Below are 17,105 nucleotides of genomic sequence, written 5' to 3' on the forward strand. Positions count from 1 at the left end.
CAGTCACGGGCCTCCGCTGCCCGGCGAGTCCGGGACCGACGCCGGCTCCAGCCGTGCGGCGTTGCGGCGCGCCGTACCCCGCGCCCACTGCCCGCTGGTCACGGCGCCGACCACCAGCACGCCCAGACCGAGCGCGGTGATGATCCACCACGCGGGCCGGCTCGCGGCGACGAAGCCCGCCTCGTCGATCATGCCGCGCTCTGTGGGCGAGGCGGCGCCCGCCGCCAGCACCGCCCCGATGACCGCGACGCCCAGCGTCTGCCCGATCTGTCTGCTCGTCGACGCGACAGCGGCGGCCACCCCGGACTGGGCCAGCGGCATCCCGGCCACCGCCGTGTTGGTGATCGGGGCGTTCACCATGCCGAAGCCGATGCCGAACAGCACGTATCCGGTGAACAGCGACCACAGCCGCGTCTCCGCCTCGAAGGCCGCGAACAGCAGTCCGCTCGCCGCGAGGGCCGTGCCCGCGATCAGCAGCGGGACGCGCGCCCCGTACGAGCCGACGAGCCGGCCCGACAGCGGCGCGCAGACGAAGGCCAGCGCCGCTATCGGCAGGATGTGGAGACCGGCGTCCAGCGCGGAGAGATCCCGGACGTTCTGGAGGTAGAGCGTGTTCATGAACAGGAAGCCGCCGAGGGCGGAGAACGCGCACACGGCGATGACCGTCGCCCCGCTGAACGGCGCGCTGCGGAAGAAGCGCAGATCGATCAGCGGCTCGGCGCGCCTCGGCTCGTACAGCAGCAGCCCGATCAGCGCGCACACCGCGAGGCCGAGGAAGGTCAGGATCAGCGGGGACGTCCAGCCGACCGTCGGTGCCTCGATGATCGAGTACGTCAGCGCGCCGAGGGTGATCATGACCAGCAACTGACCGAACGGGTCGGGGCGGCGCGGCTTGGCGGCGCGCGACTCGGGGACGTACCGCCAGGTCAGCAGGAACGCCGCGAGCCCGATCGGCAGATTGATCAGAAAGATCGCGCGCCAGCTGACCGTCTCCACCAGCAGCCCGCCGATCAGCGGCCCGGCCGCCATCGAGATACCGACGACCCCGCCCCAGATCCCGATCGCGCGGGCCCGTTCCCGGGGGTCGGTGAAGGTGTTGGTGACGATCGACAGCGCGACCGGGTTGAGCATCGAGCCGCCGACCGCCTGGATCGCCCGGAACGCGACCAGCGTCTCCAGGGTCGGCGCGAGCGAGCAGAGCAGTGAGCCGAGCGTGAAGATCACCAGCCCGGTCTTGAAGACCCGCCGTCTGCCGATGCGGTCGGCCGTCGAACCCGCGAGCATCAGCAGGGAGGCGATGACCAGGGTGTACGCGTCGAGGGTCCACTGGAGGCCGGCGACCGTGGTGTGCAGTTCCCGCTGCATCGAGGGCAGTGCGACGTTGAGCACGGTGTTGTCGAGGCTGACGATCAGCAGACTCATGCAGCAGGTCCCCAGGATCACCTTGCGGCGGCGGGGACCGAACTCCGCCACGGAATCGTGGGACTGCTTCGACCAGGACGTGGGACGGGATACCGGCATGGTCTGATGGTAAGTCCGGCGCCCGGCGGCCCCTCGGCCACCATGCGCGACAATGGACGGATGACCGCTCCGCTCGCCCCGTCCCCCGCACCTCCCCGCGCGCCCGCCACCGGCCCGCTTCCCGCGGGTCCGCTCGCCGTCGGCCCGTACACGGTGCGCCCGCCCGTGGTGCTCGCACCGATGGCCGGGATCACCAACGCGCCGTTCCGGACGCTGTGCCGGGAGTTCTCGGGCGGCAAGGGGCTGTTCGTCAGCGAGATGATCACCACGCGGGCCCTGGTCGAGCGCAACGAGAAGACCATGCAGCTCATCCGCTTCGACGCGACGGAGACGCCGCGCTCGATCCAGCTGTACGGGGTCGACCCGGTCACCGTGGGCAAGGCCGTCCGCATGATCGCGGACGAGGGCCTGGCCGACCACATCGACCTCAACTTCGGCTGTCCCGTCCCCAAGGTCACCCGCAAGGGCGGCGGTTCGGCCCTCCCGTACAAGCGGCCCCTGCTGCGCGCGATCCTGCATGAGGCGGTGTCCAATGCAGGCGACCTGCCGGTCACCATGAAGATGCGCAAGGGCATCGACGACGGCCACCTCACCTACCTGGACGCGGGCCGTATCGCCGTGGAGGAGGGTGTGACGGCGATCGCCCTGCACGGCAGGACGGCCGCCCAGCACTACGGCGGCAGCGCCGACTGGGACGCCATCGCCCGCCTCAAGGAGCATGTCCCCGAGATCCCCGTCCTCGGCAACGGCGACATCTGGTCGGCGGACGACGCCCTGCGGATGGTTCGCGAGACCGGCTGCGACGGTGTGGTCGTGGGCCGCGGCTGTCTCGGCCGGCCGTGGATCTTCGGCGATCTGGTGGCGGCCTTCGAAGGTACGGGGGAGGTCGCCAGGCCCGCGCTCCGTGAGGTGGCCGGCGTCATGCGGCGGCACGCGGAGCTACTGGGGGAGTGGATCGGGGACGAGGCGCGCGGGGTGATCGACTTCCGTAAGCACGTGGCCTGGTATCTGAAGGGCTTCTCGGTCGGCTCCGAGCTGCGCAAGAAGCTGGCCGTCACCTCGTCCCTCGCCGAACTGGACGCGCTGCTGGGCGAGTTGAACCTGGACCAGCCGTGGCCGGACGGCGCCGACGGGCCGCGCGGGCGGACGTCGGGCAACAACCGGGTGGTCCTGCCCGACGGTTGGCTGAAGGACCCGTACGACCGCGCGGGCATCGGCGCGGAAGCGGAGCTGGACACCTCCGGCGGCTGATCCTGATCAGCGCCCGGCGACCCCCGGGGCCGCGTGCCGCTCCAAGGGCGCCGCGGCGGCCGAGTTGTACGGACCAAGCCGTACCCGGATCCCTACCGGGCCGCGGCCGAGCGTTTCGGTGTCGCGACGGGCGCGTGTGTGGCCGTGGAGGACTCGCCGGACGGCACGGCATCCGCCGAGGCCGCCGGGTGCCCCGTTCTTGTCGTCCCCTCGCTCCTGCCGGTGGCGCCGGGGGAGGGCCGGTATTTCGCGAGCAGCCTGGAGGACGTGGATCCGGCGGTGCTGGAGCGCGTGATTCTCGCCACGTCTGATAGATCCTTCGCTCAGACGAGCGGTTGAGGCGCGACTGCACTTCCGGAAGGGGTGGCACTGCGTGCCACCCCTTCCGCGTTCGAGAGGTGAACTCAGAAGTCACAATCCCGGCTCAGATGAGCGCGTTCTCCCATGCAAAGGTCATGGCCGGTTCGAGGCGTGAAGGGGGGAGGGGGCGGCGATCCCCCGTTATCCGCATTGGATCCAGTGGCGGACGGGTGGTTGCGGCCGTATGACGGACAAGTGGACATGTCCAGGCACCTTCGATCTGGGTATGTTCCTCGCCGTCAGGGCAGCCAGCGCCTCCCAGAGGAGTCGAGATCCGTGTCGAGAAGCAAAGACACCCACGCAGCGACAGACACCGCCCCGCAGGACCAGAAGTTCGTCTACGACTTCACCGAGGGCAACAAGGATCTCAAGGGCCTGCTCGGCGGCAAGGGCGCCAACCTCGCCGAGATGACCAACCTCGGCCTGCCCGTCCCTCCGGGCTTCACGATCACCAGCGAGGCGTGCAAGGTCTACCTCGGCACCGGCGCCGAGCCGCCCGCCCTGCGCGCGGAGGTCAGCCGGCACCTCGACGCCCTCGAAGGCAGGATGGGCAAGAAGCTCGGCCAGTCCGACGACCCGCTGCTCGTCTCCGTACGGTCCGGCGCCAAGTTCTCCATGCCCGGGATGATGGACACCGTCCTCAACATCGGCCTCTCGGACAAGTCCGTCGCCGGTCTCGCCAAACAGTCCGGCGACGAGCGCTTCGCCTGGGACTCCTACCGGCGGCTCATCCAGATGTTCGGCAAGACCGTCCTCGGTGTCGACGGCGACCACTTCGAGGAGGCGCTGGAGGAGGCCAAGCGGGCGAAGAAGGCCGCCACCGACATCGACCTCGACGCCGGCGATCTGAAGAAGCTGGTCAAGCAGTTCAAGAAGATCGTCGCGCGCGACGCGGGCCGCGACTTCCCGCAGGACCCGCGTGAGCAGATGGATCTCGCCATCTGCTCCGTCTTCGAGTCCTGGAACACCGACCGCGCCAAGCTCTACCGCCGCCAGGAGCGCATCCCCGGCGACCTCGGCACCGCCGTCAACATCTGCTCCATGGTCTTCGGCAACCTCGGCCCGGACTCCGGCACCGGTGTCGCCTTCACCCGCGACCCGGCCTCCGGCCACCAGGGGGTGTACGGCGACTACCTCCAGAACGCGCAGGGTGAGGACGTCGTCGCCGGTATCCGCAACACCGTGCCGCTCGCCGATCTGGAGTCCATCGACAAGAAGTCGTACGACCGGCTGCTGCAGATCATGGAGATCCTGGAGACGCACTACCGGGACCTCTGCGACATCGAATTCACCATCGAGCGCGGTGAGTTGTGGATGCTCCAGACCCGCGTCGGCAAGCGCACCGCCGGCGCCGCCTTCCGGATCGCGACCCAGCTCGTCGACCAGGGGCTGATCAACCAGGCGGAGGCGCTCCAGCGGGTCAACGGGGCGCAGCTGGCGCAGCTGATGTTCCCGCGCTTCGACGACGGGGCGAAAGCCGAGCTGCTGGGGCGCGGGATCGCCGCGTCACCCGGTGCCGCCGTCGGCAAGGCCGTCTTCGACTCGTACACCGCGGTCAAGTGGTCGCGCTCCGGCGAAAAGGTCATTCTCATCCGCCGTGAGACCAACCCCGACGACCTGGACGGCATGATCGCCGCCGAGGGCATCCTGACCTCGCGGGGCGGCAAGACCTCGCACGCCGCCGTGGTCGCCCGCGGTATGGGCAAGACCTGTGTCTGCGGCGCGGAGGAGCTGGAGGTCGACACCAAGCGGCGCCGGATGACCGCCGGCAGGACCGTCATCGAGGAGGGCGACGTCGTCTCCGTCGACGGCTCGACCGGCAAGGTCTACCTCGGCGAGGTGCCGGTCGTCCCCTCGCCGGTGGTCGAGTACTTCGAGGGCCGGATGCACGCGGGCGCCGACGACGCCGACGAACTGGTCGAGGCCGTGCACCGGATGATGGCGTACGCCGACCGCCGCCGGCGGCTGCGGGTGCGCGCCAACGCCGACAACACCGAGGACGCGCTGCGGGCCCGCCGCTTCGGCGCGCAGGGCATCGGACTGTGCCGCACGGAGCACATGTTCCTCGGTGAACGCCGGTCCATGGTCGAGAAGTTGATCCTCGCGGACACCGACGACGAGCGCGAGCAGGCCCTCAAGAACCTGCTGCCGCTCCAGCGGAAGGACTTCGTCGAGCTGTTCGAGGCGATGGACGGACTGCCCGTCACCGTACGGCTGCTGGACCCGCCGCTGCATGAGTTCCTGCCCGACATCACGGAGTTGTCGGTACGGGTCGCACTCGCCGAGGCCCGTAAGGACCACAACGAGAACGACCTGCGGCTGCTCCAGGCCGTGCACAAACTGCACGAGCAGAACCCGATGCTCGGACTGCGCGGCGTACGGCTCGGCCTGGTCATCCCCGGACTGTTCGCGATGCAGGTGCGGGCCATCGCCGAGGCAGTGGCCGAGCGCAAGCGCGCCAAGGGCGACCCGCGCGCCGAGATCATGATCCCGCTCGTCGGCACGGTGCAGGAGCTGGAGATCGTCCGCGACGAGGCAGAGCAGGTCATCGCCGAGGTACGGCGCACCAGCGGCGCCGATCTCAGGCTGGCGCTCGGCACGATGATCGAACTGCCGCGTGCCGCGCTGACGGCGGGTCAGATCGCGGAGGCCGCCGAGTTCTTCTCCTTCGGTACGAACGACCTCACCCAGACCGTGTGGGGCTTCTCCCGTGACGACGTCGAGGCGAGCTTCTTCACCGCCTACCTGGAGAAGGGCATCTTCGGGGTCTCCCCGTTCGAGACCATCGACAGGGACGGCGTCGGCGCGCTCGTGCGCGACGCGAGCGAGGCCGGCCGCAGGACGCGGCCCGATCTGAAGCTGGGGATCTGCGGTGAGCACGGGGGCGACCCCGAGTCGGTGCACTTCTTCCACGAGGTGGGCCTGGACTACGTGTCCTGCTCGCCGTTCCGGATCCCCGTGGCGCGTCTGGAGGCCGGGCGGGCGGCGGCGATGTCGGACGGCTCCGGCCACTCACGCTGAGCCCGCGCGGCGTATTCGCCGCCGGACGACGCGCGCGGGTATCACGCCGCGCCGAATGGAAATCGCTTTCCCCCGCTCTTCCCGAAAGGGACAGGGCGGGTACGGAAACACATCGGGGTGCGGCCGGTGGATCCCCATCCACCGGCCGCACCCCATTTTCCGGGCCGGGCGCGGAGCCGTAACCCTCACCGACCGCCGCCGAGCGCGCAAAGCCCCCCACGGCCTTCACAGCGCCTTTTCGGTGGTTCGGGTTTCGCGCCCGACCCGGTACAGCCTTTCGTTTCGCACCCGGACCACGCGATGCGTTTCAACTGTGGCTGAAACTCCGTGGTGACGGCCTGTGATGGCGTGCATACTCATCGCTGGTGTCGATTGCGGATGCAACAAGTGGGGGATGGGTGCTGCGAATTCATTTCACGGGGAGAGACCTCGGCGGGGTCAGGATGGCCGCCGGTCCCGATCCGTTGTGGGAAACGATTCTCAGCTTTCACCGATTGCGGGACCGGCGGGGCGCACTCGTTTTCGGGGAATGGCGCGCGGAAGCACGGGCGAAGTTGAAGGGTGAAACACGTCTGCTCAACGCGCTCGTGCCCCGCCGGGGCTATTTCCCGGATTTCCTGACGCCACCGGAGAGCCGATTCGGGCTCGTGGACGGGCTGGAGGCGCTGCGCGCGACCCCCGGGGAGCGGGTCCGTACGGAACTGGCCCTGCTGCCTGCCGGACCGGCCGCCCGCCCCGGCAGGACCGCCGCCCTCGCCGACGGCGGCCCGGCGGAGCTGGGCCGGCTCGCCGGGACGCTGCGCGCGTATCACCAGGCGGCGGTGGAGCCGTACTGGCCGCACATCAGGGCACGCGCCGAGGCGGACCGTGTCGTCCGGGGCCGGGCGCTGCTCGACGGGGGTACGGACGAACTGCTCGCCACGCTCCCGCCGATGCTCCGCTGGCGTGCCCCGGTCCTGGAGGCCGACTACCCGGTGGACCGCGAACTGCGGCTGGACGGGCGGGGGTTGCTGCTCCAGCCCTCGTACTTCTGCCGGGTGACACCGGTCGTCTACCGCGACCCGGCGCTGCCGCCGGTGCTCGTCTACCCCGTCACGTACGCGGACACCCCGGTCGCATCCGGCCACGGCGGGCGGGGCGCCGGAGCGTCACTCGGCCGGCTCGTCGGCCGTACGCGCTCGGCCGTTCTGGGCGCGATCGAGCACGGCACGACCACCAGCGAACTCGCCCGCAGGGCAGACGTGTCACTCGCCTCGGCGAGCCAGCACGCGTGCGTCCTGCGCGAGGCGGGCCTCGTGGTGACCCTGCGGCACGGCAACGCCGTCCTGCACACGCTCACACCGCTGGGCGCCGCCCTGTTGCGTGGCGGCGCCCAGAAGCTGCCCGGCCGGTCCAGGAAGTCGGACGGCGGGGCGGACGTGACGGACGGGTCGGACTACGTGCGGAACGGCCCCGTCACCTCGTAGGTGATGCCGCCCGACGAACTGCCGCTCGTACCGCGCTGGCTGGAGAAGTACAGCCGCGACCCGTCCGGCGAGAAGGCCGGACCGGTGATCTCCGAGCCCGACTGCCCGCCGACGCGCAGGAACGGCGCGACGACGTCATCGGGGGTGATCACGCAGATCTCCAGGTTCCCGCCGTCCTCGGCGACGAACAGATCGCCGGACGACGAACCGGTGACGTTGTCGACGCCGGTCAGCGGGGCACCGCCGCCGCTGACGAGCGAGTCGTCGTACGCCAACTCATAGGTACCCGCGGCCGGATCGACCCGCCAGACGCGGTTGTCGCCCTTCGTGGTGAACCACACCGAGCCATTCGCGTAGTAGCAGCCCTCGCCGCCGTTGAACCGCTTGGCGCCCGAGACCTGGGACCGGGTCGCGGTCGGCGAGCCGTCCGGGTCCGGCACCGTCGCCCAGGTGAAGGAGCCCGAGGTGGCGGTGCCGGCCCGCAGCACCTCAAGGGTGCCCGAGGAGAGATCGCCCCAACTGGCGGGCGTGAAGCGGTAGAAGCACCCGTTCGTCTCGTCCTCGGTCAGATAGATCACCCGGCGCTCCGGGTCGGCCGCCGCGGCCTCGTGCTTGAACCGGCCCATCGCGTCGTGCCGTACCGCCGCTTTCACGCCCCACGGGTCGGTCTCGTACACATACCCGCGGTCCACCTCCTCGCAGGAGAGCCAGGTGTTCCACGGGGTGCTGCCGCCCGCGCAGTTCTGCCGGGTGCCGGAGAGGATCCGGTACGCGCCGGTGATCGCGCCCGCCGCGGAGAAACGGACCGCGCCCGCGCCGCCGGACGGGTTGATCTCCGAGTTGGAGACATAGATCCAGCCGCTGCCGTCGGCGTAACAGGCGCCGCCGTCAGGGGCGTTGTGCCAGATGTACGACGTACCGGGCACCGTCTGCCCGGACCGCGCGACGACTCTGCTGCTGAACCCGGCGGGCAGCCGGATGTTGTTGCCGTCGGCCGCCGCGAGCGCGCCGTACGGTCCCGCGCCGGGCTGCGCGGGGTCGGCGTAGGCCGCGCCGCGCCAGAGTGTGCCGCCGAGTGCGGCCGCGGAGGTTCCGATGACCGCTCCACGCAGAAAATTGCGACGTTCCACTGGGCCGCTCCATGGTGGTGGGGTGGGCGTGAGGTGACGTGCGCACGACAGCGTAGAGCGACCGGATGGCCACCGTCTGAACTTCCAGGCGCGACTTCCAGGCGCGTCGGCGGCGCGCCGGGGTCAACACCCGGTGCGGAGACTTTCTCTCCGGGACGCCGTTTCAAGGAGATCGCGGACACCGCGAAGACCACGGGGGTCAGGCCGCCGCACCGCCGTCGATGACAAGGTCCGTCCCCACGACGGACGCCGCGTCCGGCGAGGCGAGATACAGCACGGCCGCCGCCACCTCCTTCGTCGCCGACACCCGCCCGAGCGGCGACTGCTCCCTCATCCGGGCGGCCCGGTCGGCCGGGGTCTCGCCGGGGTGCAGCGACATCGTGGTGTCCGAGGCGCCGGGGCTGACGGCGTTGATCCTGACGCCGTCCCGGATGTGGTCCAGGGCGGCGGCGCGGGTCAGCGTGGAGACGGCCGCCTTGGAGGCGAGATAGCCCGCCATGTGCGGGATGCGCTTGTGCGCGCCGAGGTTGGAGGAGATGTTGACGACGGCGCCGCCGCCGTCTGCCCGCATCTGGGCGATCTCGGCCTGGAGGCAGTGCAGGACGCCGGTGACGTTGATGTCGAGCATCGCCTGCCAGTCCTCGGCCGGGAGGTCGGCGACGGGCGTGCCGCCCCGGAAGATCCCCGCGTTGTTGACGGCGACGTCGAGCCGGCCGAAGTGGTCGACCGCCGTCCGCACGAGGGCCCGTACGTCCCGCGCGCGCGAGACGTCGGCGGTGACGACGAGCGCGTCGCCGCCCGCCGCCGTGATCAGGGTCCTGGTCTCCTCCAGCGGCACGGCGCCACGCCCGGCGAGGACGAGCCCGGCGCCTTCGGCCGCGAACGCCACGGCGACGGCGCGGCCTATGCCGGAACCGGCGCCGGTGACGAGGACGGTCTTGTCGGTGAAGCGAGCGGACATGGGTGACTCCCTTTTCGGATCTTCCCGGAGACGGACGGCGGTCGCTGTTTTCTAGACCGATCATTCTGTTATAAGGGCAGGTGGAAGCCCGCCCAAGTGGGCGATGTGTCCGGGTGGGATGTGCCGGTCCTCGTCAGTCCAGCAGGGCCAGCGCCTGCTCGGCCGCGTCACGGACCCGCGCGGGGTCCCCGGAGGTCTTGCCGACCACCCGCAGGCCCTGCATCAGTACGAGCAGCATCCGCGCCAGCGCGCGCGGATCGCGGTCCGCCGGCAGCTCGTGCTGGTTCCGGGCCCGGACGAGGGCCGCGTGCATCAGGGTCTCGATGTGCCGCCAGCTCAACTCGACCCGGCGGGCCGCCTCGCGGTCGTGCGGCCCGAGCTCGGCCGCCGTGTTGGTCACGAAGCAGCCCTTCTCGCGCCCCGGCTCGGTGCCTGCCTCGGCGGCGAACCCCCGCACCATCGCCCGTACCGCGGGCAGCGCGGGACCCGGCTTCGACAGGGCGTCGAGCAGCGACGGGTCGCGCGACTCGCTGTACCGGTCCAGCGCCTTCAGATACAGCTCGTGCTTGTTGCCGAACGTCGCGTAGATGCTGGCGCGCCCGATGCCCAGGTGCTCGACGAGGTCCGCCATGGACGTCGCCTCGTAGCCGCGCCGCCAGAACAGCTCAAGGGCCAACTGGAGTGCGGCGTCCGGATCGAATTCCTTGGTCCTGGCCACGCGCGAGACTCTAGTCTCATCTAGAACGATCGGTCAAGATCGTCTTGATTCAATTTGATTCAATGGCCGACGCGTGAGGCATAGACCGTCACCGCCACCGAGTCGTCGTCCAGGCACCGGCCCGTCTCCAGGTCGAAACACTGCTTGAGGAGTGGCGACGCCACATAGGCGCGGCCGTCCCTGGTGCCGGTCAGCCCACGCGAGAGCACCTGGGCGCCGGAGTACGGGTCGCGGTTGTCGATCGCGTACGTACGGCCCGCGCGGTCCACGAAGAGCGCGGCCTGCCGGCCGTCCGGCAGCAGCGCGGCCACCCCACGGCCCGCGATCAGCGCGGACCGCTCACAGACCGGCAACCAGTCCTCGCCGACGAGGAGTTGAAGAGTGGGCGCGTTCATCGGGCGGAGACCCCTTCCAGCGTCAGAAACGTCAGATCCGGCTTCATCTGGTCGCGCTCGGGCACGAACCGCACCGTCGGATCCGGCGCGTCCGGCGCGTTGACGAAGGAGACGAAGCGCCGCAGCCGCTCCGGGTCCCCCAGCGTCTCGGCCCACTCGTCCCGGTAGCCGGTGACATGGTCGGCCATCAGCCGCTCCAGCTCGTCGCAGAGCCCCAGCGAGTCGTGCACGACCACGTCCCGCACATGGTCGAGGCCGCCCTCGATCCGGCCGAGCCACGCCGAGGTGCGCTCAAGACGGTCGGCGGTGCGGATGTAGAACATCAGAAAGCGGTCGATCAGCCGCACCAGCGACTCGTCGTCCAGATCCCGCGCCAGCAGATCCGCGTGGCGCGGCTCGGCGCCGCCGTTGCCGCCGACGTACAGATTCCAGCCCTCCGCAGTCGCGATGATCCCGAAGTCCTTGCCGCGCGCCTCCGCGCACTCCCGGGCGCAGCCCGAGACCGCCGACTTGAGCTTGTGCGGTGCGCGCAGCCCCCGGTAGCGCAGCTCCAGATCGATGGCCATCCGGACCGAGTCCTGCACCCCGTAACGGCACCAGGTCTGGCCGACGCACGACTTCACCGTGCGCAGCGCCTTTCCGTACGCGTGCCCCGACTCGAAGCCCGCGGCCACCAACCGCTCCCAGATCCGTGGCAGTTGATCGACCCGCGCACCGAACAGATCGATGCGCTGGCCGCCCGTGATCTTCGTGTAGAGCCCGAAGTCCCGTGCCACCTCACCGATCACGATCAGTTTCGCCGGGGTGATCTCACCGCCCGGGATACGCGGCACGATCGAGTACGAGCCGTTGCGCTGCAAGTTGGCGAGGAAGTGGTCGTTCGTGTCCTGGAGCGCGGCCTGTTCGCCGTCCAGGACATGGCCGCTCAGCCCGAGCGTCGGCGCGAGCGAGGCGATGATCGAGCCGACGGCCGGCTTGCAGATCTCACAGCCGTCACCGCCGCGCGCGCTCTCGCGGCCGTGCGAGTCGAGCAGCGACGCGTACGAGGTCACGCGCAGGGTCCGCACGATCTCGTACAACTCGCCGCGGGTGTGCGGGAAGCAGCCGCAGAGTCCGCCGTCGCCCGCCGTGGGCAGCAGCCGGCCGATCACCTTCACACAACTGCCGCAGCCCGTACCGGCCTTGGTGCACTGCTTCACCTCAGGCAGCGTCGCGCACGCGGTGATCGCGCCCTTGGTCACATTGTGGCAGCTGCAGATCACGGCACTGTCGGGCAGCGACGCCGGACCGAGCGCGGCCGGCGTGCCGGCCCCCGGCGGCAGGACGAGCTGTTCCGGCGGTACCGGCGGCACGGAACCGGTCAGCGGGCGCAGCATCCCGTAGGCGTCCGCGTCACCGACGAGCACGCCACCGAGCAGCGCCCCGTCCGCGCCGACGACGACCTTCTTGTAGACGCCCGAGCGGGAGTCCGCGTAGACGACATCGAGGCAGCCGGGGGAGGCGCCGTGCGCGTCGCCGAACGAGGCGACGTCCACCCCGAGCAGCTTGAGCTTCGTGGAGAGGTCGGCCCCGGTGAACTCGGCCGCGTCCTCGGTGACTTCGGCGATCGCGTCCGCCGCTGTCCGCGCCATCTCGTAGCCGGGTGCCACCAGCCCGTACACCCGCCCGTCGGATGTGAGCGCGCACTCGCCGATCGCGAAGATCCGGGGGTCCGACGTACGGCACCGCTCGTCGACCGCGATGCCGCCGCGCTCGCCGACCCGCAGCCCCGCGTCGCGCGCGAGCGCGTCCCGGGGCCGTACACCCGCCGAGAAGACGACGAGATCGGCCGCCAGGACCGAACCGTCCGACAGGACCATGCCGTTGACGGCACCCGCCGCGTCCGTCGTCACCTCCTGTGTGCCGACGCCCGTATGGACGGTCAGCCCCATGCCCTCGATCGTGCGCAGCAGCGCGGCGCCGCCGCCGTCGTCCACCTGGACCGGCATCAGCCGGGGCGCGAACTCCACGATGTGGGTGTCGAGTTGAAGCCCCTGCAACGCACCTGCCGCCTCCAGACCCAGCAGCCCGCCGCCCACCACGGCGCCGGTGCGGGCGGTCTTCGCGTACTCCTCGATCGCCAGCAGGTCCTCGATCGTGCGGTAGACGAAACAGCCGGTCGCGTCCCTGCCCGGCACGGGCGGGACGAACGGGAACGAGCCGGTCGCCAGCACGAGCGTGTCGTACGTGAACGTGAGCCCGGTGCGCGAGGTGACCGTGCGCGTGGCGCGGTCGACGGACTCCGCCGGGTCGTCCAGATACAGCTCGATGCCGTGCCGGGCCATGAAGTCCGGCTCCACCAGGGAGAGTTCGTCCGGAGTCCGGCCGGAGAAGTACGAGGTCAGCCGGACCCGGTCGTAGGCGGGGCGCGGCTCCTCGCAGAGCACCACGATCCGTGCCCGACCGGTCGTGCCGCGCTCGGCGAGGGCTTCGAGGAACCGCTGGCCGACCATGCCGTGGCCGACGACCACGATGGTGGGCAGGGACGTTGTGTCGGGCATCTCAGGAGCCTCCGTCGGGAGTGAGCAGGTGGAGCAGCGGGGTGGTGGGCGGCAGCGGTTCGTCGTCCTCCCAGGTGCGGGCGAGCGCGCCGATCGTCGTGAGGTCGCCGAGGAGCACACCGCCGACGAGCCGGTCGCCACGGACGACGACCTTGCGGTAGGCGCCCCGCGTCGCGTCGGTCAACTGGACGACGTCGTCACCGGGCAGGGGTGTCGTCTCGCCGAACGCGGCCAGGTCGAGCGGGAGCGGGGCCTCGGGCGTGTGCCCGCCGAGGGGCGAGAGGGTGAGGCGGGTGAGGGAGCGGGTGCCGGTGTAGCGGGTCGCGGGTCCTTCGGGAGCGGTGTCCTCGGTGAGCAACCGGGCCAGCGCGTCGGCCTGTTCGAGCGCCGCGCCGGCGAGACCGTAGAGCCGGCCCCGGTGTTCGGCGCAGTCGCCGATCGCGTGGACGCGGGGGTCCGACGTCCGCAGTTCGTCGTCGACGACGATGCCGCGCCGGACATCGAGCCCGGCGGCGCGCGCGAGGCCCGTGCGGGGGCGTACGCCGCAGGCCAGGACGGTGAGTTCGGCGTCGAGACGGAAACCGTCGGCGAGCTCGACGGCAGCCACTCGGCCGGCCCCTGAGTCCGTTTCGGTGAGTACGAGGCCGCGTACCCGGCACTCAGTATGGACCTCCACCCCCCACGACTCCAGCCGGCGCCGCAGCAACAGCGAGCCCGCACGGTCGAGTTGACGCTCCATCAGATACTCGCCCTGCTGCGCGAGCACCACCTGCGCGCCCCGCTCGGCCAGGGCGCGGGCGGCCGAGACTCCCAGGAGCCCGCCACCGACGACGACGGCCCTGGTCCCCGGCCGTACGGCCGCCGACAGCGCCAGACAGTCGTCCATGGTCCGGAAGGCGTGCACCCCCTCCGGCAGACCGTGGTGGTCCGGCCCCCAGAGCCCGCGCAGCGGCGGCAGGACGGGGTTCGACCCGGTCGCGAGGACGAGCCGGCCGTAGGGGACGACGCTGCCGTCGTCGCACCGCACCACCCGCTCGGCACGGTCGATCCGCACCGCCCGGACACCGCGCCGCTCGGTCCCGGTCACCCGTGGCAGGCCGATCACCTCGGGGCCGTACCGCCCGGCGAGCACGTCGGCCAGCAGCACGCGGTTGTACGGTGCGTGCGTCTCCTCGCCGAGCAGGGTGACCCGGGTGGCCCCGGTCGCGGCGGAAGGCGAGGCGGCGATGCGTTGGGCCAGCCGTACCCCGGCCGTGCCCCCGCCGATCACCACGATCTCCGTCGCCCCGCCGTCAGCAGCCATGTCCGCAGACTGCGCGGCCGGTGTTACCCGGCGGCACCACCACTGTTTCCCGCTCGGAACGCTGCCCTCAGCACGGGCCGGCACGGCGTGTGAGGCCGCACATGCCCCCGGCCCACGCACCGGCGGACGTGGCGTCCACCACCTCCGCCGATATCAGTATGAGGGAGAACGACCTCGTCCCATAGGCTCGCGATCATGCCCGACATATCGCTGACCACGCTTGTCGTCCTCTGCCTCGCGGCAGCCGCCGCGGGCTGGATCGACGCCGTGGTCGGCGGCGGCGGACTCCTGCTCCTGCCCGCGCTGCTGCTCGGTCTGCCGCACGTACCCGCCGCGCACATCCTCGGCACGAACAAGGCGGTGGCCATCGTCGGCACCGGCGGCGCCGCCGTCACCTATGTGCGCAAGGCGCCGGTGGACGTGAAGAGCGCCGTGCGGATCGGGCTGATGGCTCTCGCCGGGTCGATGGCGGGGGCGTTCTTCGCCGCCGGGATCAGCAGCGACGTGCTCCGCCCGGTGATCATGGTGGTGCTGCTCGGTGTCGCCGCCTTCGTGATGCTGCGGCCCTCGTTCGGCAGGGCGCGGGCGGGCGAGCCCGCCACCCGGGGACGGCACCTCACCGCGATCGTCCTCGTCGGCGGCGGGATCGGCTTCTACGACGGGCTGTTCGGTCCCGGCACGGGCACCTTCCTCGTACTGGCGCTGACCGCCGTGCTGCACCTCGATCTGGTCACGGCGTCCGCCACCGCCAAGATCGTCAACGTCTGCACCAACGGCGGGGCGCTCGCGATGTTCGCCTACCAGGGCACCGTGCTGTGGCAACTGGCCGCGCTGATGGCGGTGTTCAACCTGGCGGGCGGCATGTTCGGCGCGCGCATGGCGCTCAGGAAGGGCAGCGAGTTCGTCCGCGGGGTGCTGCTCGTCGTGGTGTTCTCACTGGTCGCGAAGCTCGCCTTCGACCAGTGGACCGCCTGACGGTCGAACCGCCCGCCGACGCGTCAGCCGGGTCCCCGGACACCGATGAGATGCGCGTACGTCACGACGTTGCCCCGGTAGCCGGTCTTCTCGGAGAACCCGCCGCCGCAGGTGATCACCCGCAGTTCGGCCCGATCGGCCTTCCCGTAGACCTTCCGGTCGGGGAAGTCCTCGTTGTCGTACACCTCGACCGCGTCGACCGTGAAGACGCCGGTCCGCCCGTCCGCTCGGGTGACCTCGATCCGCCCTCCCTTCTTCAGGGTGCCCAGGCTGTAGAAGACGGCCGGGCCGCGCGCGTTGTCCACATGGCCCGCGACGATCGCCGTGCCCTTCGCGCCAGGCGCGGTGCCCTGCCCGTACCAGCCCGCGACATCGCCGTTCTCGGCCGGCGGCACGTCCAGGCTGCCGTCCTTCGCCAGACCCAGCCGGGTGACGGGGGCGTCGACGCCGATCTCGGGGATCCGGAGCCGTACGGGTGAGGAGGCCGGCATCGGGTCGGCGGCGGCGTCCGTATGGAAGCCGGGCCCGGCGGCGAACGCCTGGGCGGCCGACGGGATCGGCGGGGTGATGTCCCGCGAGCCGTTCTGTACGAGCCACACTCCGGCGCACGCGGCGCCGGCTATCAGCCAGGCCCTGCCCTTGACGCTCATCGGCCGGCCTTCGCGCACATGGTTCCTCCGGAAGTTGTTCCCCCGCCCCCGGCAGCGATGAGCATGACGGAGGCGGGGGCCACGGCGGTCACGGGTGCGGTGGAGGCCGCGGCCCGCCCACGTCCTAGCTGTCCTGCGCGCCGCTCGCCCGGCGGCGCAGGAGCCAGGTCCCGCCGACGGCGGCCGCGGCCAGCAAGGCCGCCCCCGCCGCGATCTGGGTGGTGTCGGGCCCGACGCTGCCGCCGACCCCTGTCCGTACGTGGCCGGACGGCTGGTGCTGACGGTGGTGCTCGACCGTCAGGTCGCCGCGGGCCTCCCGGCCGTTCTCGCAGCGTACGAAGATGTTGTACGTCCCGGCGCGGGTGTTCTCGGGCACCCGGAACTGGCCGACGACGATGTCCTTGTAGTCGCCCGGCCGCAGCCGGAACTCGCCCGCGCCCAGCGAATTCGCGTCGCCCGTGCCGTGGCCGTTCTTGCCGCAGGCGGTGGTGTTGACGGTGACCGTCGCGCCGGGCGCGGACGTCGACGGATACAGGTCCAGCTCACCCCGGTCGCCGGCGGACGCGGCGGTGGAGGCCGCGAGGGACACTCCGAGCGAGGCGGCCGCCAGCGCGGTACCGGTCAGCAGGCGGGCGGTGGTGCGCATGGTGTCCTCCGGGGCGGCGCGGTTCTCGTCTCTTCCGAGATAAGGCGCAGCCCGGCGCGCACGCCTGCTGATGGAGGATCAGATTGACTCCGTCCGTGCGGCGTGTCCCGCTTGCCGGTCGGAGTTCTCGCAGGTCGGAGCCGCGATACCGGGAGCGGGACACGCCGG

14 protein-coding genes are annotated in these 17,105 nt (G+C 71.2%); 5 read left to right on the forward strand and 9 right to left on the reverse strand.

The features are described 5' to 3' along the window. Positions 1-3: 3 nt before the first annotated feature. On the reverse strand, positions 4-1,521 hold the full coding sequence (locus OIE74_RS26610; protein WP_329387915.1) for an MFS transporter: 1,518 nt from the start codon (positions 1,519-1,521) through the stop codon (positions 4-6). A 42-nt stretch (positions 1,522-1,563) separates the two neighbouring features. On the opposite strand from OIE74_RS26610, the gene dusB reads away from it, so the two are divergent. The 4 genes from dusB (at position 1,564) to OIE74_RS26630 (ending at position 7,619) form a co-directional block, all read left to right on the forward strand. After that, positions 1,564-2,772, forward strand: coding sequence for a tRNA dihydrouridine synthase DusB (gene dusB / locus OIE74_RS26615; RefSeq protein ID WP_443076237.1), 1,209 nt, complete (start codon positions 1,564-1,566; stop codon positions 2,770-2,772). A gap of 33 nt (positions 2,773-2,805) precedes the next feature. After that, positions 2,806-3,111 (forward strand): HAD family hydrolase, encoded by a 306-nt coding sequence (locus OIE74_RS26620; RefSeq protein ID WP_329387921.1) that lies wholly within the window; start codon positions 2,806-2,808, stop codon positions 3,109-3,111. A gap of 297 nt (positions 3,112-3,408) precedes the next feature. Next, positions 3,409-6,153, forward strand: coding sequence for a pyruvate, phosphate dikinase (gene ppdK, locus OIE74_RS26625; protein WP_329387923.1), 2,745 nt, complete (start codon positions 3,409-3,411; stop codon positions 6,151-6,153). A 398-nt stretch (positions 6,154-6,551) separates the two neighbouring features. After that, positions 6,552-7,619 carry an ArsR/SmtB family transcription factor gene (locus OIE74_RS26630; RefSeq protein WP_329387925.1) on the forward strand — a complete coding sequence of 356 codons (1,068 nt, stop codon included), beginning with the start codon at positions 6,552-6,554 and terminating at the stop codon, positions 7,617-7,619. Here OIE74_RS26630 and OIE74_RS26635 read toward each other — a convergent pair. The 6 genes from OIE74_RS26635 to OIE74_RS26660 all read right to left on the reverse strand — a co-directional run bounded on the left by OIE74_RS26635 (position 7,589) and on the right by OIE74_RS26660 (position 14,666). Continuing rightward, entirely contained in the window at positions 7,589-8,749 is a 1,161-nt protein-coding gene (locus OIE74_RS26635; protein WP_329387927.1) for an alkaline phosphatase PhoX, read from the reverse strand. The two genes, OIE74_RS26630 and OIE74_RS26635, sit on opposite strands and share 31 nt — an antisense overlap. Before the next feature lie 199 nt (positions 8,750-8,948). After that, entirely contained in the window at positions 8,949-9,710 is a 762-nt protein-coding gene (locus OIE74_RS26640; protein WP_329387929.1) for an SDR family NAD(P)-dependent oxidoreductase, read from the reverse strand. Positions 9,711-9,843: 133 nt separating this feature from the next. Then, positions 9,844-10,428: a TetR/AcrR family transcriptional regulator gene (locus OIE74_RS26645; RefSeq protein ID WP_329387931.1), complete on the reverse strand. Its 585-nt coding sequence runs from the start codon at positions 10,426-10,428 to the stop codon at positions 9,844-9,846. Positions 10,429-10,487: 59 nt separating this feature from the next. Further along, positions 10,488-10,823: a nitrite reductase small subunit NirD gene (gene nirD / locus OIE74_RS26650; RefSeq protein WP_329387932.1), complete on the reverse strand. Its 336-nt coding sequence runs from the start codon at positions 10,821-10,823 to the stop codon at positions 10,488-10,490. Beyond that, positions 10,820-13,363, reverse strand: a complete 2,544-nt coding sequence (nirB, locus tag OIE74_RS26655; RefSeq protein WP_329387933.1) for a nitrite reductase large subunit NirB — start codon at positions 13,361-13,363, stop codon at positions 10,820-10,822. The genes nirD and nirB overlap by 4 nt, the downstream gene beginning before the upstream one ends. Position 13,364: 1 nt before the next feature. After that, on the reverse strand, positions 13,365-14,666 hold the full coding sequence (locus OIE74_RS26660) for an NAD(P)/FAD-dependent oxidoreductase (RefSeq protein WP_329387934.1): 1,302 nt from the start codon (positions 14,664-14,666) through the stop codon (positions 13,365-13,367). A 195-nt stretch (positions 14,667-14,861) separates the two neighbouring features. Between OIE74_RS26660 and OIE74_RS26665 the strand changes: the two genes are divergently transcribed. Continuing rightward, on the forward strand, positions 14,862-15,641 hold the full coding sequence (locus OIE74_RS26665) for a sulfite exporter TauE/SafE family protein (RefSeq protein WP_329387936.1): 780 nt from the start codon (positions 14,862-14,864) through the stop codon (positions 15,639-15,641). A 23-nt stretch (positions 15,642-15,664) separates the two neighbouring features. Here the strand turns inward: OIE74_RS26665 and OIE74_RS26670 are convergent, their stop codons facing one another. Beyond that, a complete protein-coding gene (locus tag OIE74_RS26670; protein WP_329387937.1) occupies positions 15,665-16,291 on the reverse strand; it encodes a class F sortase in 627 nt (208 codons plus the stop codon). Between the two features lie 124 nt (positions 16,292-16,415). Beyond that, positions 16,416-16,937 carry a hypothetical protein gene (locus tag OIE74_RS26675; RefSeq protein ID WP_329387939.1) on the reverse strand — a complete coding sequence of 174 codons (522 nt, stop codon included), beginning with the start codon at positions 16,935-16,937 and terminating at the stop codon, positions 16,416-16,418. Positions 16,938-17,105: the final 168 nt, after the last annotated feature.

It is taken from the genome of Streptomyces sp. NBC_01716, from assembly GCF_036248275.1.
Taxonomy (GTDB): domain Bacteria; phylum Actinomycetota; class Actinomycetes; order Streptomycetales; family Streptomycetaceae; genus Streptomyces.